This window comes from Rhodococcus sp. MALMAid1271, assembly GCF_049195265.1.
Classification (GTDB): Bacteria; Actinomycetota; Actinomycetes; order Mycobacteriales; family Mycobacteriaceae; genus Rhodococcoides.
The window spans coordinates 201,653-223,544 of the sequence record NZ_JBMIRQ010000120.1; the positions used below are offsets into that span (position 1 = coordinate 201,653).

General features: G+C 66.5%; 1 protein-coding gene. It reads right to left on the reverse strand.

The window, feature by feature from the left end; translation table 11 throughout:
- Nucleotides 1–106: 106 nt before the first annotated feature.
- Nucleotides 107–21,880, reverse strand: coding sequence for a non-ribosomal peptide synthase/polyketide synthase (locus tag ACOQFP_RS23900; protein WP_421585745.1), 21,774 nt, complete (start codon nt 21,878–21,880; stop codon nt 107–109).
- Between the last annotated feature and the right edge of the window lie 12 nt (nt 21,881–21,892).

The window sequence follows — 21,892 nt, forward strand, 5'->3', positions numbered from 1 at the left end:
TTATGACTCCTCACCAGTGTTGCTCCGCGCGTGGTCGTGGACGACGCCCGGACCGATCCGACCGTTCATCGTCCACGACGCGGCGAGCGTTGCAGTTCGCCTCACCCTATCGGTCGACGGTTCCCATCGGCTCGGGCAGACGATGCACCGGAATATCGCTCCGGCTCCGCTCGATGCCGCTCGCACCGTCGCCCTCGATCGACACGATCGCAACGAGGTCTTCTGTGTCCTCGGGCTGGAGTCGATCGACTGCGGCGATGTCTGCGTCGGTGAGGAAGGCATGGGTCACCCACTCTGCGGACACGAGATCGGCAGCGTCCTCGGCGGACGTCGCACGGTCGGTCACCAGAGCCGCACCTGCAAGGACGGCGACCACGCCTGCCAGAACGGATGCAGCGGACTCGACCCGAGTGGGGACGGCGAGCCGCGAATCGTATGCCACCGACCAGTCCGTCACCGCGCTGGTCGCCAGTGCAGCGAGCGTTCCATGGTCGATCATGCTGCTGCCATCGCCCACGATCAACGCCGGACTGTCCGGCCCGAGAACGGCCGTCCTGTCCGAATACGTCACCGGCCGAGCAGAACTCGCAGCGAGGGCATCGACCGTGTCCGGATCTCCGAGGCGAACCGTCGTCGCGGAGGCGGCCCAGCTCGGACCGTCGTCACCGTCCAGGACGAGAACGGACACCCCTGCCCGCTCCAGAACATCGGAGGAGCTCGACGGCGCTACCGGATCGATCGGAGCCACGGCTCCGCCTGCCTTGGCCACCGCCCACCGCGTCACGACAGACTGGACGGCGTCGTGGACAGCGACAGCGACGACGACTCCAGGCCGAACGCCGCGGTCGATCAGCAGCCGAGCCATCCGCGAGGACTGCTCATCGAGCTCTCGGTACGTGGTTTCGGCTCCGTCCGAGGACAACGCCGGGGCATCAGGATCTGCGTCCACCGTGGCGGTGAGCACCTGCGGCAGTGTCAGGTCCGACCGCACCGGTGCCGCAGCGGTGTCAGCGCTCTGCCCGGTGTCGGTCAACGCGGCCCGCTCGCCTGCGTCGAGCACGTCGATATCGCCGACGACGACCGACGGTGTTGCGGCCACCGCCCCGGCTATGCGTGCGAATCGTTGCGCCAGTGAGTCCACGGTGGACTCGTCGAACAGGTCGGCGGCGTACACCCATTCGACGTTCAGGGTTCCGGTTCCGCTGCCGGTGTCGGCATGCTGGGTCTCCACCGTCACCTGAAGGTCGAATTTGGCCGTCGGCTCGAAGCCGCTGACGGGTTCGACCACCAGGTTCGGCAACTCGAACCGCGCCTCGCCGTGCGGCTCCACCGACAGCACCGTCTGGAACAGCGGGGTGTACCCGGCGTTCCGGTCCGGTGCGATGGTGTCGACGACCCGCTCGAACGGCACGTCCGAGTGTGCGAAGGCCCGCAGATCGGTCTCGCGCAGTGCGGTCAGCAGCTCGGCGAACGTCGCATCGGGATCGACGTTCGTCCGCAGCGCCAGCGTGTTGACGAACATCCCGACCAGCCCGTCGAGCGCCTCGTGCCCGCGGCCGGCGATCGGCGTGCCGACCGCGAAACTGCGGGAGCCGCTCATCCGCGACAACAACACCCCGAGAACCGCGTGCAACACCATGAACAGGGTTGCGTTGTTCGCACGTGCGATCGCAGCGAGCCCGGTGTGTACCGACTCGTCCAACTCGACGCTCACACTGGCGCCGCGCAGGTTCGCGGTAGCCGTCCGCGGCCGGTCCCATGGCAACGACACGACCGGAGTGATCCCGCTGAGCTCGTCCGCCCAGAAGGCCAACTGCTCCGACAGAATCGACGTGGGATCGCTCTCCGACCCCAGCACCTGGCGCTGCCACACCGCGAAATCGGCGTACTGCACCGTCAGAGGTTCGGGCGTGTAATCGGTTCCCGACGCTGCAGCCAGGTATGCGGTCATGACGTCGCGGGCCAGCGGTGCCATCGATGCGCCGTCGCCGCTGATGTGGTGCATGACGATGACGAAGACGTACTCGTCCGGGCCGAAGCGGAACAATGCTCCCCGGATCGGCGGTGCGACGGTGACATCGAAGCCCTCGTAGACGAGTGCGCGAATCCGCTCGGCGGTGTCGGCATCGTTCGGTACGTCGATCGGAGTCAGATCGGGTACCACCGATTCGGCGTCGACGACATCCTGGTACGGCGATCCGTCCGCGTCCTCCGGGTAGCGCGTGCGCAGGGCCTCGTGCCGTTCCACGGTGCGGGTCACGGCGGTCTGCAATGCCGCGACGTCGAGCTCGCCGCGAAGCCGCAGCGCCATCGGCATGTTGTAGGCCCCGGACTCCGGTTCGAGTCGATTGAGCACCCACATGCGCTGTTGCGCGAGCGACAACGGAGCCCTCTCGCCTGCCGGTCGTCGACGCAGCGGCACATCGTGTGCGTCGTCGATGCGTGATTCGGCACGAGCGGCGAGATCGGCCACGGTGGAGGCCTCGAACAGGTCTCGGACCCCGACCTTCTTTCCGAGCGCAGCCGACACCCGTGCAGCGACTCGCGTCGCGATCAGCGAGTTGCCGCCGAGATCGAAGAAGTCGTCGTCCGATCCGACGCGCTGGACGCCGAGCAACTCGGCGTAGATCGATGCCACGATCTCCTCGACCGGCGTCGCCGGCGACCGGAACGCTCGAACCTCGAAGACCGGTTGCGGCAGCGCTTTTCGATCCAGCTTTCCGCTCGTGTTCAACGGGAACTCGGCGAGCACCATCACCGTCGCAGGCACCATGTACGTCGGCAGGGTGCCACCGACGAAGCTACGTACCTCCGCCGGGTCCAGCGTCCTACTCGGTGCAGGCACGACGTAGCCGACGAGTTGATCACCGGCACCGGTAGTGGCCACCACCGCCGTGGCCTGGTTGACGTCGGGGTGCGACAACAGTGCGGTCTCGATTTCACCGAGCTCTATCCGCTGGCCGCGGAACTTGACCTGGAAGTCCGTGCGCCCGATGTACTCGAGCACCCCCTGGTCCGCTCGGCCCGATCTCCATCGGACGAGGTCGCCGGTGCGGTACATGCGCTCGCCCGCGGCCGAGAACGGGTTCGCGACGAATCGGTCCATCGTCAGGTCGACGCGGCCGAGATAGCCGTCGGCGAGCTGCGTGCCCGCCAGGTACAGCTCGCCCGCGGTGCCCGCGGCCACCGGGTGCAGCCTGTTGTCGAGGACGTAGGCCTGGGTGTTCCATTCCGGAGCACCGATCGGGACGGTCGCGCCGTTGTCGGCAATGGTCTCCCAATACGTCACCGACACAGCGGCTTCGGTGGGGCCGTACAGGTTGTGGATCGCGGCAGAGGTGATCGCCCGGAAGTCCTTCACCGTCTCCGGGGGCAGAGCTTCGCCCACCACGTAGACGTGTCGGAGGGAACGACACTGCTCCGCGGTGGCGTACGCGGCGAACACGGTCAGCATCGACGGCACGAAGTCCGTGACGGTGACGCCGTGCCTGGCGATCCGGTCCGCGACGTACGCCGGGTCGCGGTGGCCGTCGGGGGTTGCGAGAACGACACTCGCACCGACCTGGAGTGGGAGGAAGAACCCCCACAGTGACACATCGAACGTCGTCGCCGTCTTCTGCAGGTAGATGTCGTTCTCGTCGAGGGAGTACTGATCGACCATCCAGGCCATCTCGTTGACGATCGCGCGGTGCGATACCGCGACGCCCTTCGGTCTGCCGGTCGAGCCCGACGTGAAGATGACGTAGGCGGTGTTCCCCGGGCGAACCGGTGCCAGGCGGTCGGAGTCGACAACGGGATCGGCCGGGTAGGACGCCAGATCGACTGTGTCCAGTTCGATGATCGGGAACTGTTGCGGCAGCCCCGTCCGATCCTGGCTCGTCGACAGGACGGCGACGGGCACGGCGGTATCGAGGATGTACTCGATCCGTTCGGCCGGGTGATCGGGATCGATGGGAACGTACGCACCGCCTGCTTCGAGGACGGCGTACATGCCGACCATCAGATCGATGCCTCGCCTCATACCGAGTGCGACGAGGGCCTGCGGGCCGACGCCGAGCGAAATCAGGTGTCGAGCAAGACTGTTGACTCGCTCCGAGAACTCCGCATAGGTCACGGCGGTGTCCTCGTAGACGATGGCCGTAGCATCCGGGTTCGCTGCAACCCGCGCCGCGAACGGGGCCGTCAACCGGTCACCTGCGTCGATCCGGCGCGCGGTGTCGTTCCAGGTTTCGACTACTCGAGCTCGTTCTTCCGAGCCGAGCAGATCGATATCGCCGACCGCCGCAGCGGTGTCCGATACGAAGGCCTCGAGCACACCGACGAGCCGGGACAGGATCGAGTCGACGTACGCGGCATCGAACAGATCACTGATGTATTTGAGTGTGAAGGAGATTCGATCCTCCGCCACCACGAGCAACGTCAAGGGGTAGTGCGTGTTGTCGTTGGAGCTCACTGCCTCGACGGTCATGCCGTCGATGGCCGCAGCCTGTTGCGTCAGTTGAGCTTCGTCCACCGGGTACGACTCGAAGATGGTGAGGGTGTCGAACAGATTCCCCATTCCGATCGCTCGCTGGATGTCGACGAGCCCCATGTGGTGGTGGTCGAGCAGGTCTGCCTGTTCACCCTGAATCCGTACCAGGTAGCTCTCCACCGTGTCGGCGGGATCGAATCGAACCCGCACCGGGATGGTGTTGATGAACAACCCGATCATCGACTCCACGCCAGCAAGAGCAGCGGGACGACCGGAGACCGTGGCACCGAACACGACATCGGTGCGACCGGTGATGTGTGCGATCAGCAGCCCGTATGCCGCCTGCACCAGCGTGTTCACGGTGACCCCGAGTCGTCCGCCGAGCGCCGTGAGCGACGCGGTGGTCTCGGCATCGACGAATCGCTCGGTCTCGGCCGAGCGCGCAGAGATCTCGCGCCCGACACTCGGCGGTGCGACGAACGTCGGCTCCTCGACACCGGCAAGCGCCGCAGTCCACGCACCGAGGGACACGGTCGGGTCTTGCTGGTCGAGCCATGCCAGGTACGAGCGGTACGAGCGCACCCTCGGCATCGACACCGTCGAACCCCGAGCGGCGTACAGATACAGCAGTTCCTTCATCACCAGCGGTAGCGACCAGCCGTCGAGCAACACGTGATGGTTGGTCATCGCAAGCTTGTACGTGGTCGGTGTGATCCTGACGAGCAGGAATCGCAGCAGCGGTGCGGTGGACACATCGAAGTGGCGTCGCTGATCCGCGGCCAGTGCCTCGGCGACGGCAGCGTCGCGCTCGATCCCGTCGAGATGAGACAGATCGATCGTGTTCCACGGCAGACGAACGTTCTGCTGGACGATCTGCACCGTCTCACCGTCAGCGGTCGCGGTGAACGAGGTACGCAGATTGTCGTACCGATTCAGCAGTGTCTGCGCCGCGTGGTGCAACCGTTCGGCGTCCACCTCGCCGGCCAGATCGAGTACGACCTGCATGGTGTAGACGTCGATCGACGCGTCGGCGAACAGTGCGTGGAACAGCAGCCCTTGCTGCAGCGGCGACAGCGACCAGATGTCGGTCAGCTCCGGGTAGCGAGCCTCGAACGATGCGATCTCGGGCTGCGAGAGCGCAACCAGCGGCACATCCGATGGGGTCAGGCCACCGGAGCCGGGTGCCTCGGCGTACGTGGCCAGCGCCGACAACGCCTCGGACCACAGCCCGGCGAGACGCTCGACCGTGTCGGCGGACACGGCTCCGGTCGGGAATGCGAAGCTCGCGCTCAGGACTCCACCCTGGTCGGTGTCGAGCACGATCGCGTTGATGTCGATCGTCTTGTTCGCGGCCATGTCGGCGTCACCGGGCGCGGTGAGCTCACCGTCGGCGGCCGGCAACCAGCCGAGGGACTTCATCTCGTCCGGGACCTCGCCTGCGTCGACCCGACCCAGGTAGTTGAAGCTGATCTGTCCGGTTCCGAGTTCGGCCAGTTCCGCAGCTGTCTCGGAGCACAGGTACCGGAGCAGCCCCCAGCCCATGCCTCGATCGGGCAGCGCGAGCATCTGTTCCTTGACTGCCTTGACGGCGTCGCCGAGCTGCGATCCTCCTGCGAACGCGGCGTCGACATCGATTCCGGTCAGGTCGAGACGGACCGGGAACAGGCTCGTCAGCCAGCCGACGGTGCGTCCCAGATCAGCTCCGGGAACCACCGATTCCTCGCGGCCGTGGCCTTCGAGCTGCACCAGAGTTGCCGGTGCGGTGATCCCGCGCTCGGACCGCAGTCTCGTGACGGCCACAGCGAGCCCGGCCAGCAACCCGTCGCCCACACCACCGCGGAAGATCTCCGGAACGGTGGTCAGCAAGGTGCGCGTGACGTCGGCCGTCAGTTCGACATTCACCCGTTCGACAGTGGCCACGACGTCGATCGCGGGATCGAACGGGCGATCACCAAGTACGGGATCCTCGGTGTCGGCGATCGAGCGCCACAGCGGCAACTCGGCCAGTCGCGCCTCGCTCGCCGCCGCGTCCACCAGTGCGTGCGTCCAACGCCGCATCGAGGTTCCGACCTCGGGAAGGACCGGGACGACTCCCCCGGACACCTGTGCCCAGGCGGAGACGAGATCGGGAACGAGAATGCGCCACGACACACCGTCGATCACGAGGTGGTGAGCCGCGATGGTCAGTGTTCCGGCTTGCTCGGGTCCGCGATCGACCCAGACGAGGGCGAGCATGCGTCCGGACGTGGGGTCGAGCGTTCCGACTGCATCGTCGAATACCGTTGCAGCCGAATCGCTGTCGGTCCGAGTCAGGATGGAATCCACATCGAGGAGACCGATGTCCGCGACGTCGAGACCCCAGCCCCGGTCGTCGTGTACCAGCGTCGATCGCAGCACGTCGTGACGATCGACCACAGCGGTCACCGTGGCGAGGATTCCGGCCCGATCGATACCGACCGGCAGTTCGAGGGTGACGGCCTGATGGAAACGTGACCACCCGCCGCCACGCTCGATCATCGCCACACCGAACGGCGGTAGCGGCATCCAACCCACGCCACCGCCGTCGAGTTCCTCGAGTACGACCGCGTCGTTGCCCTCGCCGACGGTTACGGCGATCTCTGCGAGACCGGCAACAGTCTTGCGCTCGAACACATCTCGCGGACCGAACTGAATTCCCCTGGCCTTGGCGCGGGAAACGAGCTGAATCGAGACGATACTGTCGCCGCCGAGCGCGAAGAACGAGTCGTCCACCCCGACGGTATCGAGGCCGAGCACATCCGCGAATACCTCGGCAATGATGCGTTCGGTATCGGTTGTCGCCGTGCGGAATTCGGCGTCGCTACCGAATTCCGGTTCGGGTAGTGCTCTGCGGTCCAGTTTGCCGTTCGGCCCGAGCGGGAGGGCATCGATCACCATGAGCCCGGCCGGAACCATGTACTCCGGAACCAGGGTGGCGACCGATGCTGTGACCGCTGCGGTGTCGATCGTCTCGCCGACGGCGGGAACGACGTACCCGACCAGTAGCTCACCCGCCGACGGCGTCCGCCGCACGAGCACCACGGCCTGGTCGACCGACGGGTCCGCGGTCAGGGCAGCCTCGATTTCTCCCAGTTCGATGCGCAGTCCGCGCAGTTTGACCTGGAAGTCGGTGCGGCCGAGGTAGTCCAGCTCGCCGTCCGCGTTCCAACGGACGAGGTCTCCGGTGCGATACATCCGCGATCCTGCTGCGCCGTGCGGATCGGCGACGAACCGGTCCGCGGTCAGATCCGGGCGGCCGAGGTATCCGCGGGCGAGTTGGTGCCCGGCGAGATACAGCTCACCGGGCACCCCGACGGGAACAGGGTGCAGTCGCGCGTCGAGCACGGTCACCCTCGTGTTCCACACCGGTGCACCGATGGGAACCGAGACGGTGTCCGACGGCAGGACGCGGTGATAGGTGACGTCGACGGCAGCCTCTGTCGGGCCGTACAGGTTGTGCAGTTCGGTGGCGGGCAGCGCCGAGCGGAGCGCGGCCGCAACCGATGCCGGCAGTGCCTCACCGGAGGCGAACACCATGCGCAGTCCGGTGCAGTTCGAGACACCGTCCGCGGCGGCGAACACGGCCAACAACGACGGGACGAAGTGCGCGACGGTGACGCCGCGTTCGGCGACGGTGCGCACCAGGTATGCCGGATCGCGGTGGCCGTCGGGAACCGCGATGACCAGTTCGGCGCCGATCTGCAACGGCCAGAACAGCTCCCACACCGATACGTCGAACGTGACCGGTGTCTTCTGCAGCACCTTGTCGTGTTCGGTGAGACGGTACTCGTCCTGCATCCACAACAGTCGGTTGACGATGGCGGCGTGGCTGACCGCAACGCCCTTCGGGCGACCGGTGGAGCCGGAGGTGAAGATGACGTACGCGGTGTCCGCCGGTCGTAGCGGTGCGGTTCTGTCCGCATCGGTCACCGGTGCCGTGGACAGACCTGTGGTGTCGACGGTGTCGACCAGGATTCTGACGGCGTCGGTCACGAGAGCTGTGCCGTCGCGCTCGGTCGTGAGCAGCACCACCGGTGCAGCCGTGTCCAGGATGTAGCCGATTCGTTCGGCCGGAAGATCCGGGTCGACCGGGACGTAGGCACCACCGGCAGCGAGCACGGCGTAGATACCCGTCAGCATGTCGATCGAGCGGCGCATGGCGGTGGCCACCACGGTTTCCGGCCCGACTCCCTCGGCGATGAGCAGCCGCGCGAGCGAGTTGACCCGCTCGGAGAATTCGCGGTAGGTCACTCGATCGTCGGCGAAGCTCGTGGCGATGCCGTCCGGGGACGCTGCAACACGGGCCTCGAACAGCGAGACCAGGGTTGCGCCGGGATCCACCTCGTGCGCAGTGGCGTTCCATTCCTCGAGGACGCGGGTGCGTTCGCCCTCCTCGAGAATGTCGATGTCGCCGACGGCTCGATCAGGAGCGTCGGTGAGTGCGTGCAGCACCCGAACCAGCCGTCGCCCGAGAGAGGCCATGCTGGACTCGTCGAAAAGATCGGTCGCATAGTCGAATTGCACGTCGATGCCGGCCGGAGCGCCGTGTTCGTCGGTGTTCTCCCACAGTGTCACCTGCAGGTCGAACTTCGCGAAAGCGCTGCCGAGATCGATTCCCTCGACGCTCAGACCTGGCAGGGCCAACGTCTGACGGTTCAGGTTCTGGAACGTCAGCATGACCTGGAAGATCGGGTGACGAGCCTGCGAGCGGTCCGGGGCCAGCTCGTCGACGAGCCGCTCGAACGGCACGTCGGCATGCCCGAAGGCGCTCAGGTCGGCCTCACGGACTGCAGCGAGTTGCTCCCGCAACGATGCAGCGGGGCTCACCGCGGTGCGGAGCGCGAGCGTGTTGACGAACATGCCGACCAGCTCGTCCAGATCCGCGTCACCGCGGCCGGCGACCGGGGTACCGATCGCCACGTCATCGGTGCCCGCCAGTGCGCCGAGCAGTACTGCGAGCGCGGTGTGCACCACCATGAAGTTCGTGGCGTTACCGGCTCGGGCGGCGCGGGCGATGCCGGACTGCAGTGACGCGTCGATCGAGAAGTTGTATGCCGCACCGCGATACGACGCCACCGCCGGTCGTGGCCGATCCGTCGCCAGATCGAGCTGCGCCGGGGCACCGGCCAGGGCCGAAGTCCAGTAGGCGAGCTGCTCGGCCAACAGCGAATCCGGGTCGTCCTCGGCGCCGAGTACCTCGCGTTGCCACAATGCGTAATCCGCGTACTGCACCGGAAGTGGTGCCCACTGTGGGCTCTCCCCGGCTGCACGGGCGGTGTAGGCCGCCATGATGTCGCGCGTGAGGGGTCCCATCGAGAACCCGTCCGCGGCGATGTGATGGGCGACGAACGCCAGTACGTGCTCGGACTCGCTCACCCGCAGGATCCGAATTCGGACCGGAACGGCTCGGGTCACATCGAATCCGGCGGACACGAAGTCCCGCAGTGCCTGCTCGATCGCGCTCTCGTCGACGTCCTCGACGGCGACGGTCACGCCGGCCTCCGCGGTACCGAGCACCACCTGGTGGCCTCGTCCGTCGACCTCCGGGTACACGGTGCGCAGAATCTCGTGCCGCGCCAACACGTCGTGCACGGCGCTGACGAGTGCATCGACATCGACGTTTCCGGACAACCGAATCGCCACCGGGATGTTGTTCACGGCGGACGTCGGATCGAATTGGCTCAGGAACCACATGCGCTGCTGCGCCATCGACAGCGGCACCGAGTCCGGTCGCTTTCGAGCCGTCAGTGCCCGGCGCGCACCGGTGCCCACCTGGGACTCGATCGCACGTGCGAGCGACTGCACCGTCGGAGACTCGAAGATCGAGCGGACCGGCACCTGGGTGTCGAGCGCCGCCCCCAGCCGGGAGACCACCTGGGTAGCGATCAACGAGTTGCCGCCGAGTGCGAAGAAGTCGTCGTCCAGGCCGACGCGCTCCACCGCGAGCACCTCGGCGAAGACTGCCGCAACGGCCTCTTCCACCGGGTTGGTCGGGGCGCGGAACTCGGCTGTCTCGAACTCCGGTTCGGGGAGCGCCTGTCGATCCAGCTTGCCGTTGACGCCTCGAGGAAGAGCCTCCAGCACGACGAAGGCCGATGGGATCATGTACGACGGCAGACGCTCGGCGAGTGCTCGGCGGATGCCGTCCTGATCGAGCGAAACGCCGACGGCCGGTACGAGGTAGGCCACCAGTCTAGCCCCGGATCCCGTGTCCGCGAGCGCTACGACGGCGACGTCTCGGATCTCGTCGAGCGATCCGAGAGCGGCGTCGATATCGCCGAGTTCGATACGGAAACCGCGAATCTTCACCTGGAAGTCGGTACGCCCGACGTACTCCAGTTCACCGTCGGCCCGCCAGGACACGAGATCGCCGGTGCGGTACAGGCGGCCGCCGGGGGTGAACGGGTCGGCAACGAAACGCTCCGCGCTCAGATCGGGCCGAGCGAAGTACCCGTCGGCGAGCTGAGCACCCGCGAGATAGAGCTCACCTGCGACGCCGACCGGCACCGGAGCCAGACGCGAGTCCAGCACGTAGACACGGGTGTTCCATTCGGGCCCGCCGATGGGAACCGCGGTGCCGTCGACGCTCGTCACCCGATGCGCGGTCACCGAGACCGCTGCCTCGGTCGGTCCGTACAGATTGTCCAGTCGCGCAGCGGAACTGCGTAGTGCCCGCTCCGCCGTGGCGACCGGCAGTGCTTCGCCGATCGCCAGGATTCGCGTCAGATGTTCGGGCAGTGCGCCTGCCGATGCCGTGACCAACGCGTCGAGCACGGACGGCACGGTGTGCAGTGTCGTCACCGATTCCCGGCTCATCAGATCGACGAGGTAGGCGGGATCGCGGTGCCCCTCGGCGTCGGCGACGACGATCGCACCACCGGAGATGGTGGCGACCCAGAACTCCCACACGGACAGGTCGAAGGTGGCGGCAGTCTTGAGCAGAACCCGGTCCGTGCTGTTCAGACCGTAGTGGGCGCTCTGCCAGAGCAGTTGGTTGACGATGGCGGCATGGCTGACCGCGACGCCCTTGGGGCGGCCGGTGGATCCGGAGGTGAAGATAACGTACGCGGTGTTCGCGGGCCGCAGCGGCGAATGTCGATCGCGGTCGGTGACGGGCGCGTCCGAGACCTTCTCGTCGAGCAGTCGCTGATCGGTGTCGACGAGTAGAACCGGAAGCGAGTCGAGCTCGAATTCGTCACGCGCAGTGCTCAATACCAGAGCGGGAGCGGCTACCTCGAGAATGTAGGCGTTGCGGTCTGCCGGCTGGTCCGGGTCGATGGGGACATACGCCCCGCCTGCCTTGGCGACGGCGTACATCGCGACGAGCAGATCCACCGAGCGCCTGATCGCCAGGGCAACCGTCACCTGCGGTCCGACGCCGGCACCGATCAGGACGCGGGCCAGCCGGTTGATTCGGCGATCGAACTCGGCGTACGACAGCGATCCTTCAGCGTGGACCAGCGCGATCGCCTCGGGCTGATCCTGCACCTGTCGATCGAACAGCGACACCAGGGTCTGCGAGGCATCCACCTCGTGAGCGGTGTCGTTCCACGTGCGCACGATCCGGATGTGTTCCTCGGACGAGAGCAGATCGAGATCGCCGATGACGGCGGCCGGGTCCTCGGCGACCGCTGCGAGCAGCCGCCCGAACCTGTCGGCGAACGCCTCGACCGTGGCGCGATCGAAAAGATCTGTGGCATAGCTGAACTCGGCCGACAGTTCGGCAGGCGAACCGTCAGGAGCATAGCGATCCGAGATAGACAGTTGCAGATCGGTCTTCGCGGTCACGGCATCTGCCTCGACGGCGCTGACCGTCAGTCCGGGCAGCTCGAACGTCGACTCGGCGAGGTTCTGGAAGGACAGCCCCACCTGGAACAGCGGGTTGCGCGCTGTCGAGCGCACCGGGTTGAGCACCTCCACCAGACGCTCGAACGGAACATCGGAATGTGCGAGGGCGGCCAGGTCACGTTCGCGAGCCTGGCCGAGCAACTGCCGGAAGGTCATCGACGATTCGACGGTCGACCGGAAGACGAGAGTGTTGACGAACATTCCGATCATCGGATCGAGGGCTCGCTCGCCGCGGCCCGCGATGGGTGTTCCGACGGCGATGTCCTCGGAACCGGACAGGCGCGCGAGCAACACCGCGAATGCCGAATGCACCACCATGAACAACGTTGCCTGCTCGCTACGTCCGAGCTCGGCGAGAGCGGCGTGCACATCGGCACCCACGGTGAACCGCACGGCGTCGCCACGAAAACTCTGCGCCGGTGGCCGTGGGCGATCGGTGGGAAGTACCAGTTGATCCGGCAGCTCGGCGAGCGCATCCTTCCAGAAGGATACCTGCTGCGCTGCAAGCGAATTCGGATCCGATTCGGTGCCGAGCACGGTTCGCTGCCACAGTGCGAAGTCGATGTACTGCACCGCGAGCGGTTCCCAGTCCGGTGCCGAGCCTGTCGATCTCGCGGTGTATGCGGTCATGACGTCGACGCCCAGCGGGCCCATCGATGCGCCGTCGGCCGACACATGATGCACGACGAAGGCCAGAACGTGTTCGCCCTCACCGACCCGGAACACCCGCGCATCGACCGGTACCTCGACAGTGACATCGAAGCCCCGCCTGAAGAAGTCCGTAACGGCCGCAACGACATTCGCACCCGCCACCTCGCGGACGGCGAGGTCCAGCGGTACCTCCGACGCCGGGAGCACCTGCTGGAACGGGCCGTCCGGCGAGTCCGGGTATCGGGTACGCAGAGATTCGTGGCGTTCGACGACGTCGAGCACCGCCGCCCGGAGCGCGGCGAGATCGAGATCGCCGGACAGCCGCACGGCGAACGGAATGTTGTCCACCGACGAGGACGTGTCGAACTGGTTGAGGAACCAGTACCGCTGCTGCGCCGGCGAGAGCGGCGGCCGCTCCGGACGAGTGCCCGCCACCAATGCAGCCCGGCTGCCCGAACCGACAGCGCTCTCCACGTGCGCGACCAGCGCGGCGACGGTTGAGCTCTCGAACAGCGCCCGCACCGGCACGACGGTGTCCAGTGCCGCGCCGAGTCGCGAGACCACCTGTGTGGCGATCAGCGAGTTGCCGCCCAGGGCGAAGAAGTCGTCGTCGAGTCCGACTCGGTCGATGTGCAGGACGTCGGCGAACACTCCGGCGACGATCTCCTCGACCGCCGTGGTCGGTGCGCGGAACTCACGCGCCTCGAACACCGGTGCGGGTAGTGCGGCTCGATCCAACTTGCCGACCGGGGTGAGCGGAACAGCGTCGAGCACGATGATCGAGGACGGAATCATGTACGCGGGCAGCGATTTTCCGACAAAGGCGGTCAGCTCGTCGACGTCGACGACAGATCCACGGGAGGGCAGAACGTACGACACGAGGGTGGTGACGCCCGAGGGCAGTTCGTGACCGAGCGTGACGGCGAAGTCCACCTCGGGAACAGCGGTGAGCGCGGAATCGATCTCACCGAGCTCGATCCGGAAGCCGCGCACCTTGACCTGGAAGTCGGTACGGCCGACGAACTGCAACTGCAGATCGTCGGTCCATCGCACCACGTCGCCGGTGCGATACATCCGTGCACCCTCGACGCCGTAAGGATTGGCCACGAAGCGCTCGGAGGACAGCCCTGGCCTACCGAGATAACCGCGGGCAAGCGCACCGCCCGACAGATACAGGTCACCCGCGACACCGGTCGGAACCGGCTCGAGTCGGGAGTCGAGAATGAGCACGGACATGCCGTGAATCGGTCGACCGATGGTGATCGGCGCACCGGGCGTCAGCTCGGCGAAGCTGGAGATGATCGTGGTCTCGGTCGGCCCGTACCCGTTGAAGTACTTTCGGCCCCCTGCCCACCGGGCGAGCAGTTCGGGAGTGGTCACGTCTCCGCCCACCGAGAGCACCTCGAGCGAATCGATCCCGTGGGGATCCATCGTGCCGAGCACCGCGGGCGTGATGATCGTGTGAGTGACCCGCTCCGCCTTCAACAATTCGGCCAGTTCGGTGCCGCCGAGAATCGATGCCGGTACGACGACCAACGTCGCCCCGACCGAGAACGCCGCCATCCATTCCAGGACCGACGGATCGAAGTTGGGCGAGCAGATGTGCAGGAACCTCGAGGCCGGTTTCAGGTGATAGAGATCGGTTGCTGCGTCGAGGACGCCGCCGAGCCCGGCGTGCGTGACGACGACACCCTTCGGCTTGCCGGTCGAACCCGAGGTGTAGATGACGTAGGCCGGGTTCTGGAACGTGACCGGTCGCAGGCGATCGGCGTCGGTGATCGGTTCGGTGGAGTGGGTGCGGACCTCTGCGACGAACTCGTCCTCGTCGACGCTCAGCCAGAGCAGATCCTCGCCCGAGGCGGAGAGCTGCGCCGAGTGCGCACGGGTGGTCAGGCCGAGCAGTGCCTCGGAGTCCGAGACCATGTGGGCGATGCGATCCTGCGGATACGTCGGGTCGACGGGTAGGTGCGCGGCCCCCGATTTCGCCACGGCCCAGACCGCGAGCACCATGAAGTAGGAGCGCTGGAATCCTAGAGCCACAACGGATTCGGGGCCGGCCCCGCGCTCGATGAGCACGCGCGCGAGCTGCGAGGACGTCGCATCGAGTTCGGCGTACGAGATCGAGCGCCCCTCGTAGCGGATCGCAGTCGCAGCCGGGTCGAGGGCGGCTCCGGCAGTGAAGATCTCGGCCAGAGTACCGCCGGCCAACACGTCGTCACCGTGTACGTGCGTGAGCCGGTCGTACTCGTCGTCGTAGAGGATGGACAGATCGCCCACCGGGGTGTCCGGTGCCGCCACGATCGCGTCGAGCAGCCAACGGAAACGCCGCGAGAACACCTCGATCGTCTTCTCGTCGAACAGGTCTCGCGCATAGAGGAATCCGGCGGCGAGACCGGCACCATCGGCCTTCTCGTGCAGTGTCAACGACAGATCGAACTTGGCGGTGTCGACCTCCACGTCCACGGCCGAGACCGTCAGACCGGGCAGGTGAAACTCGTTCGGCGGGAGGTTCTCGAACGCGATCGCCACCTGGAACAGTGGGTGCCTGGCCGTGGTCCGCTCTGGCTCGAGCAGATCCACCAGACGCTCGAAGGGGATGTCCGCGTGTGCGAAAGCCTCGAGATCGACGTCTCGGACGTGTCCGAGCAGGTCGGTGAAGCCGGTGCTCCGATCGACCGAAGTGCGCAGCACCAGGGTGTTGACGAACATGCCGATCACGTCGTCCAGGACAGCTTCGCCGCGGCCCGCGACGGCCGTGCCCACCGCAATGTCGTCGGAGTTCGACATGCGTGCCAGGAACAGAGCCAGCGCACCGTGCAGCACCATGAACAGCGTGGTTCCGGTCGACCGGGCCAGATCGTCGAGCGAGGCGCGCAGTTCGGCATCGATGTCGAACTGGAATCGCCCGCCGGAGTACGACTGGACGGCCGGACGTGGCCGGTCGTACGGCAAGGTCAGCTCACTGGGCAGGTCAGCCAGAGCGGTACGCCAGTAGTTCGCCTGCGATGCCATCAGGCTGGTCGGATCCTCGTCGTCGCCGAGCACCGCACGCTGCCACAGCGCGAAATCGGCGTACTGAACCGGCAGCGGCGTCCACCGAGGAGCCTCTCCTGCGACTCGAGCGAGATATGCAGTCATGACGTCACGGGTCAGTGGCCCCATGGACCACCCGTCGGCGCTGATGTGGTGAACCACGAACACCAGTACGTACTCGTCGTCGGCGACCCGGAACAGTTTGGCGCGCAAGGGAGTCGACTGGGTGACATCGAATCCTTCGGAGGCGAAGGCAATCAGGTCGGACACCGCACCGTCGGCGGACGGGGTGGCGGGCGTCAGATCCGGCGTGGCGTCCTCGGCAGGCAGAATCACCTGGTGTCCCGCACCGTCCGCACTCGGGTAGACGGTACGAAGCGCTTCGTGCCGATCGAGTACGTCGGTGACGGCCGCCTGCAGGGCCGCGGCGTCGAGTGCCCCACTGAGCCGGATCGCCACCGGGATGTTGTTGACGGCCGATTCGGGCTCGAATCGGTTGAGGAACCACATTCGCTGCTGGGCGAGGGACAGTGGGATCTGTTCCGGACGGTCCTGTGGCACCAGCGGAGCCGTGGTTCCGCGGCCGACATGGCTCTCCAACGCGGCCGCCAGGGATGCGACGGTGCCTGCCTCGAACATCGTTCGGACGGGCACGGTGGTGCCCAGTTCGGCACCGAGTCGTGCGGCGACCTGAGTTGCGACGAGCGAGTTGCCGCCGAGGGCGAAGAAGTCGTCGTCCGCGCCGACTCGGTCGAGTCCGAGCACCGCGCCGAAGACGTTCGCGACGATCTCTTCGATCGGATCGCTCGGTGCTCGGTACGGTGTTGCCTCGAACTCCGGATCGGGTAGTGCTTGCCGATTCAGCTTGCCACTCGCGCCGAGCGGGAACTCCTCGAGTTCCACGACGGTGGCAGGCACCATGTACTCGGCCAGCCGTCCACGTAGGGCCGTGCGTACCCGATCCACATCGACCGAGCCTTCGGTGGGGACGACGTAGGCGACCAGCTGTTCTCGTCGTACCAGCACGACGGCCTGTGCGATCTCGGGCAGATCCAGTAGCGCCGATTCGATTTCGCCGAGTTCGATCCGCAGGCCGCGCAACTTCACCTGGAAGTCGGAGCGGCCCATGTATTCGAGTTCGCCGGCGGGTAGCCATCGCACCACATCGCCGGTCCGGTACATCCGCTCGCCGTCGACTGCGAACGGATCGGCAACGAAGCGATCCGCAGTCAGATCGGGTCGGCTCACGTATCCCCTGGCGAGTTGGACACCCGCGAGGTAGAGCTCTCCCGATACCCCGACCGGAACCGGCCGCAACGACGAATCGAGAACGTGCACATCGGTGTTCCACACCGGCGAGCCGATCGGCACCACCGCGGTGTCCGCGTCGGAGACCGGGTGATACGTCACATCGACGGCAGCTTCGGTGGGGCCGTACAGGTTGTGCACCGACACCTGCGGGAGTGCGTTGCGCAGCGCATGTGCGGTGGCAGGCGCGAGTGCCTCCCCCGAGGCGAACACCGTCCGTAGCGACGCTCCCGCGTCGGGCCTGCGCAGTGCCTCCGGGGTGAACACCGACATCATCGACGGCACGAAGTGCACCACCGAAACCTGTTCGCGAGCAATGACATCGAGCAGATACGACGGATCACGGTGCCCCTCGGGAACCGCGACGACCACCGACGCGCCGACCTGGAAAGCCCAGAAGAACTCCCACACCGACACGTCGAATGTCGCAGGAGTCTTCTGCAACACCACGTCCTGTGGGCCGAGGGGGTACTCGTGCTGCATCCACGACAACCGGTTCACGATCGCCGAGTGCGACACCCCGACGCCCTTCGGGCGACCCGTCGACCCCGAGGTGAAGATGACGTACGCGAGATTGTCCGCCCGCAGCGGAGCCGTCCGCTCCGCATCGGTCACCGTCGCCGTCGAGTGGTGCGACACGTCCAGCGTGTCGATGTCCACCGTCTCCACACTCGGGAACTCGACGTGGTCTCGGGTGCTCGAGAGCACGCGTACCGGCGAGGCCGTGCCGACGATGTACTCGTTGCGCTCCGGCGGCTGAGTCGGGTCGATGGGTACGTACGCAGCACCGGCCTTGACGATCGCGTACATACCGACGAGCAACTCGATGCTGCGGCCGACCGCGAGGCCGACGGTGGTGTCGGTACCGACACCAACGGACATCAGGTAGCGCGCCAGTCGATTGGCGCGCGCGTCGAGCTCGGCGTAGGTCAGGCGAACGTCCTCGAACACCAGTGCCTGAGCGTCGGGGGTCTGCGCGACGCGCGCATCGAACTGATCCACCAGAGTCGTCCTGCCGGGGATCTCGTGCACCGGTCCGGAACCGAACGCCAGCACGGACTTCCGCTCGACCGGGTCGAGCAGGTCGATCTCACCGACGGCCTCGGCGGGCGCTGCGGTGACCGCACGAAGAACACGGACGAACCGCTCCCCGAACCGCACCATCGTCGATGTGTCGAACAGGTCCGCGGCGTAGGTCAGGGCGACCGTCAGTCCCGTGGGCCCGGAGTCGGACGGCGCGGAATCCCACAGGGTCACCTGCAGATCGAACTTCGCCAGATCTGCCTCGTAGTCGACCGCCGCAATGTTCAGCCCGGGAAGTTCGACCGAGGTTCGATCCAGATTCTGGAACGTGAGCATCACCTGGAACAGCGGGTGTCGAGCCTGCGAGCGCACCGGCGACAACACGTCCACCAGCCGCTCGAACGGCACCTCGGCGTGCGAGAACGCGGCGAGGTCCACCTCACGGACCTCGCGCAGGATGTCGTCGAACGACGTTCGTGGATCAACGCCGGTGCGCAGCACCAGTGTGTTGACGAACATTCCGATCACATCGTCGAGGGCCTCGTCACCACGGCCTGCGACCGGCGTACCGATACTGATGTCCTCGGCGGACGCGAGCTTGGCCAGGAGCACCGCCAGTGCGGCGTGCACGACCATGAACCTCGTCGCGTTGTGATCTCTGGCGAGCTTGTCGAGACCGCGAACCATGTCGGCGTCGATCTCGAACGTGTGCGTGCCGCCGTTGGTGGTGGCGACAGCAGGGCGGGGTCGATCGGTGGGTAGCTCGAGCTGCTCCGGGGCTCCACCGAGCTGGCGTCGCCAGTAGTTCTCCTGTGCCGAGATCAGCGACTCCGGGTCGCCCTCGCTCCCGAGGACGGCCCGCTGCCACAGCGTGAAGTCAGCGTACTGCACCTCGAGCGGAGTCCATTGCGGCGCTTGCCCGTTGGTGCGAGCCACGTACGCAGTCACGACGTCTCGGGTCAGCGGTCCCATCGAGAATCCGTCGGCCGCGATGTGATGCACCACGAACGCGAGGACGTGCTCGGTCTCGGAGGTCTCGACGAGCACCGCACGGAAGGGCAGCTGTACCGCCAGATCGAAGGGCCGGAGCGCGAACTCGAGCAGTACGGCGGGGACATCGACCTCGGCTGCCGAGGTTCGCTCCAATTCCACTGCCGATGAATCGGTGTCGAGCACTCGCTGATAGCCGATGCCGTCGTGGTCGGGGTACACCGTCCGTAGCGACTCGTGCCGGCCCAGCACGTCCACCAAGGCCGTCTGCAGTGCCGTGAAGTCCAGTTCCCCGCTCAGCGCGATGGCGACCGGGATGTTGTTCACAGCCGAGTCCGGTTCGAATCGGTTGAGGAACCACATCCGCTGCTGGGCCAACGACAGCGGCACCCGTTCTGGCCGCTGCTGCGCGACCAGCGGCGGACGCGCGTCCCCGGATCCTGCGGCGTCGACTGCCGCGGCGAGTTCGGCGACGGTCGGTGCGTCGAAGAACGACCGCACATCCACCGCAGTGCCCAGTTCGGCGTTGACTCGCGCGATCACGCGGGTGGCATTGAGGGAGTTTCCGCCGAGGACGAAGAAGTCGTCGTCCACGCCGATTCGTTCGATCCCGAGAACCGCCTCGAAAATTGCCACCAGTGCCGTTTCGGTATCGGTGCTCGGGGCGCGGTACTCGCGTACGAGGGAGGCGAAATCGGGCGCGGGCAGGGCTTTTCGGTCCAGCTTGCCGCTGGCACCGAGCGGGAATTCGTCCAGCACCACGAACATCGACGGCACCATGTACTCGGGCATGCGGCGACGCACCGCCTCCGCGAGGCCGTCGTGATCGAGATCGGGTTCGGTGCTCACGACGTAGCCGACGAGCTGCTCGCCCAACTGGGCCTGCGAGTGGTCGGTATGAACGAGTACCGCGGCCTGGGTCACCTGCGGCTCGGCGAGCAGCGCCTGCTCGATCTCGCCGAGTTCGATGCGGAGGCCGCGCAGTTTCACCTGAAAGTCGGTGCGCCCGATATATTCGATCAGGCCGTCGGCCCGCCGGCGCACCAGGTCGCCGGTGCGATACATCCGGTCCCCCGGCTCACCGAACGGGTCGGCGACGAACCGATCGGCCGTCAGATCCGTGCGGCCGAGATATCCGCGAGCGAGCTGTATGCCGGCAAGATAGAGCTCGCCCTCGATTCCTCGGGGTGAGCGCCGCAGTCCTTCGTCGAGCACGTACAGATCGGTGTCGTCGACGGCGGCGCCGATCGGCACCGAGCCGTCCTCCACCTGCTCGGTCCGGTAGTACGTGACGTCGACGGCGGCCTCGGTAGGTCCGTAGAGGTTGTGCAGTTCCGCGTTCGAGATCGCGTGGAACGCGTTGACGGTCCGCGCCGGCAGCGCCTCACCGGAGGCGAACACCATTCGGAGCGAATCCTCCTGCGCGGCGCTGGGTTCGGCAACGTAGACCGAGAGCATGGACGGGACGAAATGGGTCACCGTCACGCCGAGGTCAGCGATGACGCGGGCGAGGTAGGCGGGATCGCGGTGCCCGTCGGGCTCGGCTATCACCAGCGTCGCACCGATCTGCAACGGCCAGAAGAACTCCCAGACCGACACGTCGAACGTGAATGGGGTCTTCTGCAACACGACGTCGGCTGCCGTCATCGCGTACTCGCGCTGACGCCAGGAAATATTGGCGATGATGGCGCGGTGGCTCACCGCCACGCCCTTCGGACGTCCCGTGGAACCGGAGGTGAAGATGACGTACGCGAGATCGTCCTCGGCAAGGGTGCCGAACCGGTCCGCACCGGTGATGCGCCCTGCAGTCACGCCAGTGACGTCGACGGCATCGACGAGCAGAGTCTGCGTGCCGTCCGGCAACTGCGGTCGGTCCTCGGACGTCGTCAGCACCAGAACCGGTCGCGCGGTATCGAGGACGTACCCGAGCCGATCCACCGGATGATCCGGGTCCAACGGAACGTACGCGCCTCCGGCCGCCGAGATGGCGTACATGCCCACCAACAGATCGAACGAACGGCGGATCGACAACCCCACCGTCGTATCGAGACCGACGCCCCGCCCGATCAACACTCGCGCGAGGCGATCGACGGAGGCGGCGAATTCTGCATAGGTTCGCCGCTCGTCTCCGAACACGAGGGCAGTGGCGTCCGGTGTCCGCTCGGCTTGATCGGCGAACAGCGTGTACAGCGTGGCAGCTTCGGGATCGGCCGAGCTCGACGCCGCCGCGTCGTCACCGAGAACCGACACGGCGTCGGAGACGACCGAGGAGACCACGGCATCGAGACCACCGTCGGTGTCCTCGATGACTCCGGGAACGGTGTTGGACAGTACGACGGGAACCAATGCGTCCGGGCCGAGGGCACCACCCATGGCCGTGTCGAGGGTGGTGATCTCCTCGTCCAATCGGGCATAGCTCAGCTCCGTACCGCGGTGCGCGAGCGCCACGCGGTCCGGTTCGACCGCAGCGACGCTCCGAACCAAGCGCGGAAGGTCCTCGACCGTCAATGCTGCCTCGCGTCGACGTCCAACCGCCATCTAACTCTTCCT

What these genes read in the sequence shown, in the direction of transcription:
- ACOQFP_RS23900 (WP_421585745.1), bottom strand. Translation starts at nt 21,880, where the DNA reads ATGGCGGTTGGACGTCGACGCGAGGCAGCATTGACGGTCGAGGACCTT.